The 13,554-nt window shown below is 33.2% G+C and carries 13 protein-coding genes; 10 read left to right on the forward strand and 3 right to left on the reverse strand.

The annotated features are described in order from the left end of the window. Positions 1-13: 13 nt before the first annotated feature. The 5 genes from folE (at position 14) to DWW96_RS07565 (ending at position 4,515) form a co-directional block, all read left to right on the forward strand. Positions 14-574, forward strand: a complete 561-nt coding sequence (gene folE, locus DWW96_RS07545) for a GTP cyclohydrolase I FolE (RefSeq protein ID WP_022089406.1) — start codon at positions 14-16, stop codon at positions 572-574. Then, positions 565-1,374: a dihydropteroate synthase gene (gene folP, locus DWW96_RS07550; protein WP_117910008.1), complete on the forward strand. Its 810-nt coding sequence runs from the start codon at positions 565-567 to the stop codon at positions 1,372-1,374. Before folE ends, folP begins: the two co-directional genes overlap by 10 nt. Positions 1,375-1,504: 130 nt before the next feature. After that, on the forward strand, positions 1,505-2,377 hold the full coding sequence (gene folK / locus DWW96_RS07555; RefSeq protein WP_117910009.1) for a 2-amino-4-hydroxy-6-hydroxymethyldihydropteridine diphosphokinase: 873 nt from the start codon (positions 1,505-1,507) through the stop codon (positions 2,375-2,377). A gap of 23 nt (positions 2,378-2,400) precedes the next feature. Beyond that, positions 2,401-3,528, forward strand: coding sequence for a bifunctional chorismate mutase/prephenate dehydratase (locus tag DWW96_RS07560; protein ID WP_022089403.1), 1,128 nt, complete (start codon positions 2,401-2,403; stop codon positions 3,526-3,528). A gap of 174 nt (positions 3,529-3,702) precedes the next feature. Continuing rightward, on the forward strand, positions 3,703-4,515 hold the full coding sequence (locus DWW96_RS07565) for an alpha/beta hydrolase (protein WP_022089402.1): 813 nt from the start codon (positions 3,703-3,705) through the stop codon (positions 4,513-4,515). An 81-nt stretch (positions 4,516-4,596) separates the two neighbouring features. Here DWW96_RS07565 and DWW96_RS07570 read toward each other — a convergent pair whose 3' ends face one another. Continuing rightward, entirely contained in the window at positions 4,597-5,511 is a 915-nt protein-coding gene (locus DWW96_RS07570) for an alpha/beta hydrolase (RefSeq protein ID WP_117910010.1), read from the reverse strand. A gap of 72 nt (positions 5,512-5,583) precedes the next feature. After that, positions 5,584-7,218: an ATP-binding cassette domain-containing protein gene (locus DWW96_RS07575; protein WP_022089397.1), complete on the reverse strand. Its 1,635-nt coding sequence runs from the start codon at positions 7,216-7,218 to the stop codon at positions 5,584-5,586. A gap of 320 nt (positions 7,219-7,538) precedes the next feature. Here DWW96_RS07575 and DWW96_RS07580 point away from each other — a divergent pair, with 320 nt between their 5' ends. From DWW96_RS07580 to DWW96_RS07595, 4 genes are all read left to right on the forward strand, one after another. Further along, the gene (locus DWW96_RS07580; protein ID WP_117910011.1) at positions 7,539-9,359 is read left to right on the forward strand and encodes a hypothetical protein; all 1,821 of its coding nucleotides are present in this window, start codon (positions 7,539-7,541) and stop codon (positions 9,357-9,359) included. A gap of 54 nt (positions 9,360-9,413) precedes the next feature. Further along, on the forward strand, positions 9,414-10,184 hold the full coding sequence (locus tag DWW96_RS07585; RefSeq protein ID WP_117910012.1) for a TraX family protein: 771 nt from the start codon (positions 9,414-9,416) through the stop codon (positions 10,182-10,184). A 114-nt stretch (positions 10,185-10,298) separates the two neighbouring features. Next, the gene (locus DWW96_RS07590; RefSeq protein ID WP_117910013.1) at positions 10,299-11,690 is read left to right on the forward strand and encodes an MATE family efflux transporter; all 1,392 of its coding nucleotides are present in this window, start codon (positions 10,299-10,301) and stop codon (positions 11,688-11,690) included. Positions 11,691-11,704: 14 nt separating this feature from the next. Further along, a complete protein-coding gene (locus tag DWW96_RS07595) occupies positions 11,705-12,253 on the forward strand; it encodes a histidine phosphatase family protein (protein ID WP_022089393.1) in 549 nt (182 codons plus the stop codon). A gap of 63 nt (positions 12,254-12,316) precedes the next feature. On the opposite strand, the gene DWW96_RS07600 is transcribed toward DWW96_RS07595, so the two are convergent. Then, positions 12,317-12,793 (reverse strand): S-ribosylhomocysteine lyase, encoded by a 477-nt coding sequence (locus DWW96_RS07600; RefSeq protein ID WP_022089392.1) that lies wholly within the window; start codon positions 12,791-12,793, stop codon positions 12,317-12,319. Positions 12,794-12,955: 162 nt separating this feature from the next. Here DWW96_RS07600 and DWW96_RS07605 point away from each other — a divergent pair, with 162 nt between their 5' ends. Then, positions 12,956-13,513 carry a TetR/AcrR family transcriptional regulator C-terminal domain-containing protein gene (locus DWW96_RS07605; protein WP_022089391.1) on the forward strand — a complete coding sequence of 186 codons (558 nt, stop codon included), beginning with the start codon at positions 12,956-12,958 and terminating at the stop codon, positions 13,511-13,513. Positions 13,514-13,554: the final 41 nt, after the last annotated feature.

Genomic DNA, 13,554 nt, shown 5'->3' on the forward strand with positions numbered 1-13,554 from the left:
AGGAGAGATTGACATGTTTGACAAGAAAAAAATTGAGCAGGCGATTACATTATTGTTAGAGGGTATTGGAGAAGATGTAACAAGAGAAGGGTTAGTGGATACTCCAAACCGTGTGGCACGTATGTATGAGGAACTGCTTTCAGGGATGAATCAGGATCCCGGGGAACATTTAGCAAGAACATTTTCGTGTGATAATAGTGATGTTGTTATTGAAAAAGACATTACATTCTATTCAACTTGCGAACACCATTTAATGCCGTTTTACGGTAAGGCACATATAGCGTATATTCCAAATGGAAAAGTGGTAGGAATAAGCAAACTTGCAAGAACTGTCGAAGTGTATGCAAGACGACTTCAGATTCAGGAACAGATGACTAATCAGATAGCAGATGCTCTTATGGAATATTTGGATGCAAAGGGTGTATTAGTTTTAGTTGAAGCTGAGCATATGTGTATGTCAGCAAGAGGAATAAAAAAGCCGGGAAGCAAAACCATTACAATTGCTTCAAGAGGTGAATTTAATGCAGATAAAGAATTGAAAAGAGAAATTATGGGAGTTTTACAATGCAAATAGGAAAATATTATTTTGATTTAGACAACGAACCTGTTATTATGGGAATTTTAAATGTAACACCGGACTCATTTTCAGATGGTGGAAAATTTAACTCAGTAGACAGAGCTTTAAAGCATACAGCAGAGATGATAAGAGATGGTGCAAAGATAATAGACGTAGGTGGAGAATCTACAAGACCGGGTTACACGAAGATAAGTGATGAAGAAGAAATAGAAAGAACTATACCTATTATCGAAGCAATAAAGAATAATTTTGATATAGCAGTATCTCTTGATACTTATAAAGGAAATGTTGCTAAAGCAGGTGTAAAGGCCGGAATAGATATGATTAATGATATATGGGGCTTTAAATATGATGAGGAAGTAGCAAAATCAATAGCAGGAACAGATGTTGCAGCATGTGTAATGCATAACAGACCTAAAGCAGAATATGATAATTACGTTGAAGATTTATTAAATGACTTAAAAGAAAGTATTGAGATAGGAAGAAGAAACGGTGTAAATGACAGCCAGATAGTGCTTGATCCGGGAGTAGGTTTTGGTAAAACATACGAACATAATCTTCAGATTATTAATGAATGTGACAAGATAGTAAATCTTGGATTCCCTGTGCTTCTTGGAACTTCAAGAAAATCAGTTATCGGTCTTACATTAGATATTCCTGCACCTGAAAGAAGTGTTGGAACATGTGCTACAACTGTTATTGGATATGAAAGAGGTTGCAGAATATTCAGAGTACATGATGTAATAGATAATTATCAGGCACTTTTGATGGCTCAGGCTATTTGCAAACAAAGATAAGATAATATTTAATGAAAATGAATAAGAAATAAAGTGACATCAAAGTTGAGGTTTTTGATCCCGGCATTATATTTATGTCACTATTATTATAGAAGATTAATCTAATTTTAAATATATTAATGGAGTATTTATGGACATTATTAGAATAGAGCAACTTGAGATATTTGCATATCATGGATGCAATGAAGAAGAAAAGAGAGATGGTCAGAAATTTTATGTAGATGCTAATTTGTATACAGATGTAATGACACCGGGACTCAGCGATGATTTAGAGGATACGGTTAATTATGCAAAAGCATGTAAATTTATAAATAAGTTTTTAACTGAAAACAGATTTGATTTAATTGAGGCAGTTGCTGAGCAGACAACAAGGGCATTATTAAAAGAATTTCCGAAAATAAGAAAAGTAGATTTTACTATAAATAAGCCAAATGCCCCTATTAAATTACCATTTGGAAATGTGGCTGTAAGTGTGAGCAGAGAGTGGCATAAGGCATATCTTAGCATAGGCTCAAATATAGGTGATAAAGAGGGATATCTTAATCAGGCTGTAGATATGCTATATGATGATGAAAACTGTAAAGTAGGAGCAATTTCCAAGTTTATACAGACAAAGCCTTATGGTCCGGTAGAACAGGATGATTTCTTAAACGGATGTGTTGAAATTGAAACATTATATTCTCCACAGGAATTATTGAAGGCTGTTAATGCTATCGAGGCAGCAGCTAATAGAACAAGAGAAATTCACTGGGGACCAAGAACATTAGATGTGGACATTGTTTTATATGATGATGAAATAGTTGCAGACAGCAATTTGTTTATTCCACATAGAGAAATGCATAAAAGGGAATTTGTGTTAGAACCATTAGTACAGATTGCGCCATATGCAATAAATCCAATAAGTAAAAAGACAGCAGAACAGCTTTTAGATGAATTAAGAGGACAGTCAGAAAATGTTAATTCGGGATGTGCAGGATGTCAGGGCTGTGCAATGAGAAAATAAATCATAGAGAAGCAGGTACTATTATGTTAGATCTTAAAGAAACAAGAGGCGAGATTGATCGCGTAGATAAACAGATTATAGAATTATTTGAAGAGAGAATGGAACTTTGCAAGGAAGTTGCAGAGTATAAACTTTATACAGGAAAGCCTGTATTAGACAGAAAAAGAGAATTGGAAAAAATCGCAGTTCTTAAATCTATGGCTTCAGATGAATTTTATGCTCATAGCATTGAAGAATTATTTGAGCAAATAATGTCAATGAGTAGAAAACTTCAGTATAAGCTTTTAACAGAAGAAGGAATAAATAATGATATAGGATTTGATATCATAAGTAAACTTCCTATGGAAAATGTTAAGGTGGTATATCAGGGAATTGACGGAGCGTACAGTCAGCAGGCAGCTATGAGTTATTTTGGTGACAATGCTACATACCACAATGTACTTGCTTTTAAACAGGCAATGAAAGAAGTAAGAGATGGAGTTGCAGATTATGCTGTACTTCCATTTGAAAATTCAACAGCAGGAATTGTAACAGATGTATATGATTTACTGGTTGAATTTGAAAATTATATAGTTGATTCATTTGATGTAAAAATCAGCCATTGTTTAAGTGCGGTAAAAGGAACAACTTTAGAAACAATTAAAGAAGTTTATTCTCATCCACAGGCATTAATGCAAAGTAGCAAATTTATTGATGAATACGGATGGAATAAAGTAAATTGTGCTAATACTGCAATTGCGGCACAGATTATATCTCAGGAAAAAGATAATACAAGGGCATGTATTGCAAGCAAAAATGCAGCTAAGCTATATGGATTAGAAGTTTTAGCTGAAGATGTAAATCAAAGCAGTATAAATACAACAAAGTTCATAATAGTAAGCCGTAGAAAGATTGCAAGACGTGAAGCAAATAATATATGTATAAGTTTTGAAATGCCTCATGAAAGTGGTTCATTGTATACAATGCTTTCACATATTATTTATAATGATTTGAATATGACAAGAATTGAATCAAGACCGGTTCCGGGAAAGAAATGGGAATACAGATTTTACGTTGAATTTGAAGGAAAATCAGACCAGCCGGGAGTTGTTAATGCTTTAAGTGGTATTAATGCAGAGGCGTTAAATATGCAGATTTTAGGAAATTATTAAGATTGAGGGAGTGCGTAGCACAGAACAATCAGTAGGCATCAAAGTCGGGGCTTTTGCCTTTTAACGTTATATATATTGTTTTATTAATAAAAATAAAATCCGTTATAAATTTATCAAAATATAACTTTATGACGGATGAAAATACTTTGAATTTTCAAAGGGAAAGGAAAGAATATGATACACAAAAAGATTAGTGTAAAGATAGGGGAGCATCATCCAACAGCTGAGATAACTACATATATGATTGGCAATTCAGAAGAATTGTACGATGGAAGATTAAGACCATTGATTATTATATGTCCGGGTGGCGGTTATGAGATGACGTCTGATAGAGAAGCTGAAGGAATTGCTTTAAAATTCATGGCTATGGGATATCATGCTGCAGTATTAAGATATTCGGTAAAACCGGCAGTTTATCCAACAGCATTATTACAGTTAGCAGCAACTGTTAAGTATTTTAGGGAAAACTCAGATAAATATTACATAGATGCAGACAAGATAATTATCTGTGGATTTTCAGCGGGTGGTCATTTGGTTGCAAGTTATGGAAATTCATGGAATAAAGCACAGTTTACAAATAACAGGGCAAATGGAAATGAAGTATGCAGACCTAATGCACAGATTTTGTGTTATCCGGTTATATCATCAGGTAAATATGGACATAAGGAATCAATAGAAAACCTTTTAGGAGACAGATTTGATGAACTTAATTATAAAATGTCCATGGAAAAATATGTGAACAATGATACTCCACAGACTTTTATATGGCATTGCTTTGATGATGAGACAGTACCAGTAGAAAATTCATTAATGTTTGCAACAGCATTAAGACAGCATAATATACCTACAGAATTACATGTGTTTGCAGGCGGAGCGCATGGAATCGGAACAGCAGGAGAACTTACAATGAGTTCTGACGGATATGGAGTAGTAAAGGAATGTGAATGCTGGATGGATTTGGCAAATGCATGGATAAGGAATATATAAATAGTTGAATGAGGTAAAAAAGTAATTAAAATAATATAAAACCTCCTGTGATACATCTTAATATCACAGGAGGTTTTATATTTATTCTCTTGAAGTTTCAATTCCAAGTTTAATTTCTATAAATTTTAAAATATCATCAAAAACTTCTTCTCTACCCGGTTCATTAAATAATTCATGTCTCATACCGGGATAGGTATTTGAAAAAGTATTCTGGAATCCTCTTTTCTTTAAAAGAAGTACGGATTCTTTAAATTTTTTATCGTTAATTTTGCAAGGATCATCATCACCGGAGATAAACATTATTTCTAAATCACGGTTTTTATTTTTATAGCCATCTTTATTGTAGACATACTGCATTAAAGAAAATAATGAGTAGTAGCCGTTTAGTGTGAAATCAAATCCACATCTTTCGTCTTTGTTATATTTGTCAACCTCATAAAGGTCACTGCATAACCAGGCGTTTTTAATTCCATCTTTTTTAAATGGTTTTTCAAATGGTCCGTTTAACATCCTTGAAATAAAAGGACTTCTGTATCTGTTGCCAACAAAAACCTCCATAACGCGAATCAGAATTTTACCTAATTCTGTAAATGAATTTTCAGATGGTGAACCACATACAACTAAAGCATCAATTTTCTCTGAATGTTTCTTAATGTAACCTCTTACAAGAAGAGAACCCATACTGTGACCAATTAAAATTAATGGAAGATTAGGGTATTCTCTTTTTAAAAATGTAGTATAGTCGTCAATATCCTGAATAAGTCCCTTGTAACCATCTTCGCCAAAATATCCATAGTCGTCAGGAGTAAGAACATTTTCTCCGTGTCCTTTAATATCTGCAATTGCACAGATAAATCCTTTATCACTGAAATATTTAAGTACATGGTTGTAACGATTACGGTGTTCACACATACCGTGAACAAATTCTATAATTCCTATTGCCTCCATATCTCCGGGAGGCAACATTATAGTTGCAGGTCTCATAATATTCTCCATTCTATTACATCATAAAAGTAATATGAATTGTAATGAAAATGATATTTAACAATATATCGTAGTAATACTAAATTAGTTATCAGAATCCTGACCGTCCATTGTATATACAGTACGCTTTCTTGCCATTTCGTCATTTTCAAGATATTCATCATAAGTAGTAACTTTATCGATTAATTTACCGTTTACAATTTCAATGATACGGTTAGCTGTTGTCTGAACTACCTGATGATCTCTTGAAGAGAATAATAATACGCCAGGGAATTTGATTAATCCGTTGTTAAGTGCTGTAATACTTTCCATGTCTAAATGGTCAGTAGGTTCGTCAATAATTAAAACATTAGCACCTGAAATCATAAGCTTTGATAACATAACTCTAACCTTTTCACCACCGGATAAAACTCTAACTTTCTTAACACCGTCTTCGCCGGCAAATAACATTCTTCCAAGGAATCCTCTTACATATGTAGGATCTTTAATCTCAGAATACTGTGTTAACCAGTCAACAATAATGTCGTCACAATCGAAATCTTTTGTGTTGTCCTTAGGGAAATATGACTGTGAAGTCGTAATTCCCCATTTATATGAACCTTCATCAGGTTCCATTTCGCCTGCTAAAATCTGGAATAATGTTGTTTTAGCAAGTCCGTTAGAACCTACAAAAGCGATTTTGTCTTCATGTCCAACTACAAATGAGATGTCGTCTAATACTTTAACACCATCAATTGTCTTTGATAAATGTTCTACAGTTAATACTTCATTTCCAATTTCACGGGCAGGACGGAAATCAATATATGGATATTTACGGCTTGATGGTTTAATGTCGTCAAGTTCGATTTTTTCCAAAGCACGTTTTCTTGATGTTGCCTGTTTTGATTTAGAAGCATTAGCACTGAATCGCTGAATGAAGTCCTGCAATTCTTTGATTTTTTCTTCTTTCTTTCTGTTAGCTTCTTTCATCTGCTTAACGATTAACTGACTTGATTCATACCAGAAATCATAGTTTCCGGCATAAAGCTGAATCTTAGCATAATCAATGTCTGCAATCTGAGTGCAGACTTTATTTAAAAAGTATCTGTCATGAGATACAACAATAACTGTGTTGTCAAAATTGATTAAGAATTCTTCTAACCATCCGATAGCATCTAAGTCTAAGTGGTTTGTAGGTTCGTCAAGAAGAAGAATATCAGGGTTACCAAATAATGCCTGGGCAAGTAATACTTTAACCTTTAAATTACCGTTTAAATCTTTCATTGTGCTGTAATGGTATTCTGTATCTACACCTAAACCATTTAAAAGAGTAGCGGCATCACTTTCAGCTTCCCATCCGTTCATTTCTGCAAACTCACCTTCTAATTCTGAAGCACGGATTCCATCTTCATCACTAAAATCAGGCTTTGCATAAATGGCATCTTTTTCTTTCATAATTTCGTATAATCTCTGGTTACCCATAATAACAGTATCAAGAACAGTATATTCATCATACTGGAAATGATCCTGCTTTAAGAATGAAAGACGCTCACCCGGAGTTATAATAACTTCACCGCTTGTTGGCTCAAGTTCACCTGTGAGAATTTTTAAAAATGTTGATTTACCGGCACCGTTAGCACCAATTAATCCGTAACAGTTACCCGGTGTAAATTTAATATTTACGTCTTCAAATAAGGCTTTCTTGCCAAATCTCAATGAAACATTACTTGTACTTATCATTTAATATTACCTCTCATGAATTTATAATACTCAAAAATTTTCCGTAAATTAGAGTATATCAGTTTTTATCTATTAAAGCAACGGTGAAAAATACATATAAATAGGAAAATAAAATTTTGAAAAATAGCAATTGTGACAATGAAAAATAAAATTATAAGGATGTAAAATTAAATTCAAGGTTTCTCTTATATTTTTACTATGATATAATTACATTTGTATTAGGGTCTGTAATAAGCAATAATGTATTGCGTAAACAACAAAAGCTTAAGTTTACTTACAGATTTTTATGATAAAAATGGTCAGCAAATCAAGGAGGCAGCATGGATATAACTAATATAAAAATCACAAGAGGAAACCCTTTAATAATGGGGGCAAGCGTAATTGGAAATAAAGTTAATTTTGCAATTACCGCAAAGAATACAAGTCAGTGTAAAGTGATTCTTTATGACAGAGAGACAGGAAAAGAAGAACAATTATCATTTGAGGCTTCTCAGGTTATAGGCAATGTTCATGCAATGTCAGTAGAAGGTTTGGATTATAGAAAATACGACTATAATTTTATTGTTGATGGAAATATTGTAACTGATTTATATGCAAAGTCGCTTTCAGGAAAGAAAGAATGGGGAGTACAGCCACAAAATTTAAGAGGAACAATTATAGATGATGATTATGATTGGGAAGGTGATGGCCCGTTGCATCATCCATTTGATGAAACAATAATATATCGTTTGCATGTAAGAGGGTTTACAAAGCATAAGAGTGCAAAGTCAAAGCATCCGGGAACATATCTTGGAATTGTAGATAAGATTCCGTATTTAAAGGAACTTGGAATTACAATGATAGAACTTATGCCGGCGTATGAATTTAATGAAGTATATGTTGAAAAACAGCCGACGTCAATGAAAGGTAGCTTTAGTATTCCTAATGAAAAATTAAATTATTGGGGATATACCGATGGATATATTTTTTCTCCAAAGGCTTCTTACGCTTATGCTAAGGAATCAGGCAGTGAAGTAGATGAATTTAAATATATGGTAAAGGAACTTCATAAGAACGGAATAGAAGTTTCAATGGAATTTTTCTTCCCGGAAGGAACGAATCCAACACTAATTTTAGATTGCCTTCATTATTGGGTTATGAGTTATCACATAGATGGAATTCATGCAAATTGTGAGCCGGCGGTTATGAAGATGATTCAGACGGATAATTTGTTATCAGATACAAAGATTTTTACATATAGTTTTGCTGCAGATACTGATTTTTATAATGACAGACCTGAAATAAAGAACCTTGCTAATTTTAATGATGATTTTATGGTGACAGCAAGAAGATTCCTTAAAGGGGATGAGGATATGCTTAATACCATTTCATATAAGATTAAGGCAAATCCACCGGGAGTAGCCTATGTAAATTATGTGGCAAATCATAACACATTTACATTGTTTGACATGGTTTCATATGACAGAAAATATAATGAAGACAATGGTGAAAATAACAATGATGGTGCAGTATACAATTATAGCTGGAATTGTGGATTTGAAGGTGAAACCCGCAAGAAAAAGGTAATGGATCTTAGAAAGAAGCAGATGAAAAATGCTTTGGCATTAGTATTACTTAGTCAGGGAGTACCGATGATTTATGCAGGAGATGAGATGTGCAATTCTCAGAAGGGAAACAACAATCCTTATTGTCTTGACAATGAAATTTCATGGACAAACTGGAATACTAATGCATGTGCAAAAGAAATATTTGCATATACAAAGGCAATGATAAAGTTTAGAAAAGAACATAAGATTTTACACATGCCTGAAGAATTAAGATTAATGGACTATAAATCATATGGACTTCCGGATATGTCATATCATGGAAGTAAAGCGTGGTATCCGGATTTCGCACATATTAACAGACATTTTTCTGCTATGTATTGCGGAGTATACGCCATGGAGGCAGGAAGAGACGAAGAGGCAGATGTGTATGTAGCCTATAATATGCATTGGGAACCACAGAAGTTTGGAATCCCATCAGCAAGAAAAAAGAAAAAATGGGAATTATTATGCACAACTGATTCAAATACAGCTTACGATGGTGACAGAATATTTACTGCCCAACCAAGGAGTGTGGCAATTTTAATTGCAAAATAATACTAGAAAGGAAAAGCCAATTACAATTTAATGTAATTGGCTTATACATAATCTATGAATTTTCAGGAATTAAATAAAAAAGGAATGGGGATGTATATTGATTTGGATAAATATGGACTATCCTCATTTGCCTTAAAAATTATAGCTGTAGTGACTATGCTTATTGACCATATTGCTATGGCTTTTTTAGCGCAAGGCAGTAGTTTATATATGGTAATGAGAAGTATTGGAAGGCTGAGTTTTCCTATTTACTGTTTTTTGCTGGTTGAAGGATTTTACCATACAGAAAATAAGAAAAAGCATCTGTATATGTTATTATTATTCTCCATAATTTCGGAAGTGCCTTATGATATGATACACGGACATTTTATAAGTCTGTCAGGACAGAGCGTAATGGTTACATTATTATTAGGCTATGTAATGATATGGATTTTATATAGTATATCAATGTTCAGAATAAGATATCCAAAAATCTTATTAAAAGTATTTAGTTTTGGTACATTAAACTGGATTACCCAGTTAATTGCCGTATTTGGAGCCATGGGACTTGCATATATACTAAAGGTTACATACAGTTATACAGGAATTTTACTTATATTCTTTTTCTATACATTTAGAGAATATCATATAGGAAAAGCAATTGGAAATATGGTATTTAATATGGGATTTTATTCTTTGGGTATTCAATGGCTTGGAAGTTTAAGTGTTATTCCTATTGCCTTTTATAATGGAAAAAGAGGAAAATATAAATGGAAATGGTTTTTCTACCTTTTCTATCCGGTTCACTTGTTTGTACTGGCTGTAATTAAAATAGTTGTCTATTAAAAAGGTTTGTGTTATAGTACTCGATTGGAACTAAAAAATTATTAAACTGGAATTATTATAGATTGTTATATACTTAATATTTTAATAATCATGAGATAGTAGCTTGGAGGAAAAATGAGTCAGGAAATAGCAACAGAAGTAAAAGAAGAAAATAAAATGGGAACAATGCCTGTAGGTAAACTGATTTTTAATATGTCATTGCCTATGATGGTATCAATGCTTGTTCAAGCATTGTACAATATTGTGGATAGTATATTTGTTGCCAAATTGTCAGAAAATGCGTTGACAGCAGTTTCGTTAGCGTTTCCATTACAGACATTGTTAATTGCAGTGGGAGCAGGTACCGGAGTTGGTATGAACGCTTTATTATCAAAGTCATTGGGAGAAAAGAATTTTAAAAAGGCAAATGACACGGCGGCAAATGCAGCAGTATTATATATTTTAAGCTATATTTTATTCTTGATTTTAGGATTTAGTGTTGTTAAACCTTTTTATTTAAGTCAGATTGGCAATGCAGATGTTGAAATAATGGAAATGGGAATTGAATATTTGAGTACAGTTATGATTTTCTCATTTGGGTTATTTACACAGTTTTTCTTTGAACGTTTATTAACATCAACAGGAAGAACTATTTTCAGCATGACATCACAGCTTACAGGTGCAGTAACTAATATTATTTTAGACCCTATTTTAATATTCGGTTTATTTGGGGCACCAAAAATGGGTGTTACAGGTGCGGCGATTGCGACAGTTATTGGACAGTGTGTTGCAGGAATTGTGGCAGCCGCATGTAATCATAAATATAATCATGATGTTAAATTAAGCTTTAAAGGATTTAAACCGGACTTAAAAATTATTGGAACAATATATGCAGTAGGTGTTCCATCTATTATTATGCAGTCAATAGGTTCAATTATGACATATTGCATGAACCGCATTTTAATAGAATTTTCATCGACGGCAACGGCTGTTTTTGGTGTTTACTTCAAATTACAGAGTTTCTTCTTTATGCCTGTATTTGGATTGAACAACGGAATTACACCTATTATTGCTTATAATTATGGAGCAAAGCAGAGAAAACGTATGATTCATACCATTAAATTAAGTATGGCAGTAGCATTTTGTCTGACGTTTGTTGGATTTATAGCATTTGAAGCAATACCACAGGTACTTCTTGGAATGTTTAATTCTTCACAACAGCTGTTAGAAATTGGTATACCGGCACTTAGAATAATAGGAATTCATTTCTTAATTGCATGGTTCTGTATCGTTGCGGGAACAGTATTTCAGGCTTTAGGAAAAGCGGTATTTAGTATGATAGTTTCTATTATGCGTCAGTTATTTGTTTTAGTACCGGCAGCATATATTCTTGCAAAAGTAGGCGGATTACATGCAGTATGGTGGTCATTCCCAATTGCAGAAATTATTTCGTTGGCAGTATCACTTACATTTTTAATAAGGATTTATAATACAATCATAAAGAAATTACCGGAAGGAAGAGCATAGTTTAGGAGGCAAAAATGCTTTACATAATGCGACATGGAAAAACTGAATGGAATGAATTACATAAACTTCAGGGAAGAACAGATATACCATTAAATGAAGAAGGAAGACAGATGGCAAAAATTGCCGGGGAAAAATATAAAGATATTAATTTTGATGTATGTTATTGTTCACCTTTAGTAAGAGCGAAAGAAACAGCTAAATTAGTTCTTGAAGGAAGAAATGTTCCTATTATATATGATGAGAGATTAAGAGAGATGAGCTTTGGAATATATGAAGGAATGGAAAATCCGGCGAAAGCGACAGATAGTCCTATTCGTACATTTTTTAAAGAACCTGAAAAATACAAAGGAGTTAAGGAAGGCGAAACATTTTATGAGTTGTTTAAACGAACAGGAGAATTCCTTAAAGAAGTTGTTATGCCTGATTTAAATGAAGGAAAAGATGTTCTTATTGTAGGGCATGGAGCAATGAATTCAAGTATTGTGTGTCAGATTAGAAACCTTCCTTTAAGCAAATTTTGGGACGCAGGTATAGAAAATTGTAAATTAATGAAATTAAAATAGTAATAGTAAAGACCCTCTTATTAAATAAGGTAAGAGGGTCTTTGTTATATATAACAATATATTTTATTCAGGATAAACTAATTGCTCAGGAGTAATATTTGATAAAATGTCATAATATTTTGCAGCAATAAATTTAGCCATATATAAATTTAAATCAAGATAATTTCCGCAGTCTTTTGCACTTGCACCCGGAATATCACCTTCATAGTTCTTTATAAATAGGAACATATCTTTTACAAGCTGCAATACATCATTAGAAGTGAGGTCTCCGGCAAGAATCATATAGAAACCTGTTCTACATCCCATTGGTCCAAAATATATAGTTTTATCACCCCACTCAAAGTTGTTTCTAAGGTAAGTTGCACCAAGATGTTCTATTGTATGAATTTCGGCAGTATTCATAACAGGTTCATAATTTGGACGGGTAATTCTAAGGTCAAATGTTGTAAGAACATTATCGCCTACTTTATCTTTTCTTGAAACGTAGACACCCGGTAATAATTTCAGGTGGTTTATTGTAAAACTTGTTATTTTATTCATTTTAAAATCCTCCGTAAATATATGATTAAATCGTATAATTTTACTATTTTTATAATTATAACACAGGTTGAAAAAAAGTGGAAACGTGTTATACTAAGCCATAGTTGTGAATATTATGGAGAGAGTGAACAGAGAATGCGTGTGAAACACTAGGAGGAGAATATGACAGGACAGGGAAAGCAGGCAATTGATTTAGCGTTGGCAGAAAGTTTCAAGGAACTTGCAAGTAGACATCCTATCGAAAAAATAACCATAAAAGATATTACGGATAAAGCAGGAGTAATCAGACCAACATTTTATAATCATTTTCAAGATAAATATGAACTGATAGAATGGATAGTTATGGAGCAGATTATAAGGCCGGCGGCTCCGTTAATTGAGAATGGAATGTTTAATGAAGCGGTTGTCTTGATGTTTACATCATTAGAAAAAGACAAGCCTTTTTATATGAATGCAGTAAAGTTAGAAGGACAGAATTCATTGCAGAGTATCGCAGAGGATTGTGTAAGACAGATACTACTTGCAATTATGGAGAAAAAGGGACCTAAGATGGATAAGGCTCATCCGTGGATTACGTATGAGAGGGTTGCACAGTTTTATGCGCAGTCTATGTGTTATATCGTTATAGAATGGATAAAGTCAGGGATGAATATCCCACCAAGAGAAATTGCAGCAGCGTATGAATATATGATGACTAAGCAGATGACAGATTTCTTTTAATGTTAAAATTTTGTGTCAGATGTAAAATACAATGATATTAC

The organism is Eubacterium sp. AF17-7, assembly GCF_003461285.1.
Taxonomy (GTDB): domain Bacteria; phylum Bacillota; class Clostridia; order Lachnospirales; family Lachnospiraceae; genus Eubacterium_U; species Eubacterium_U album.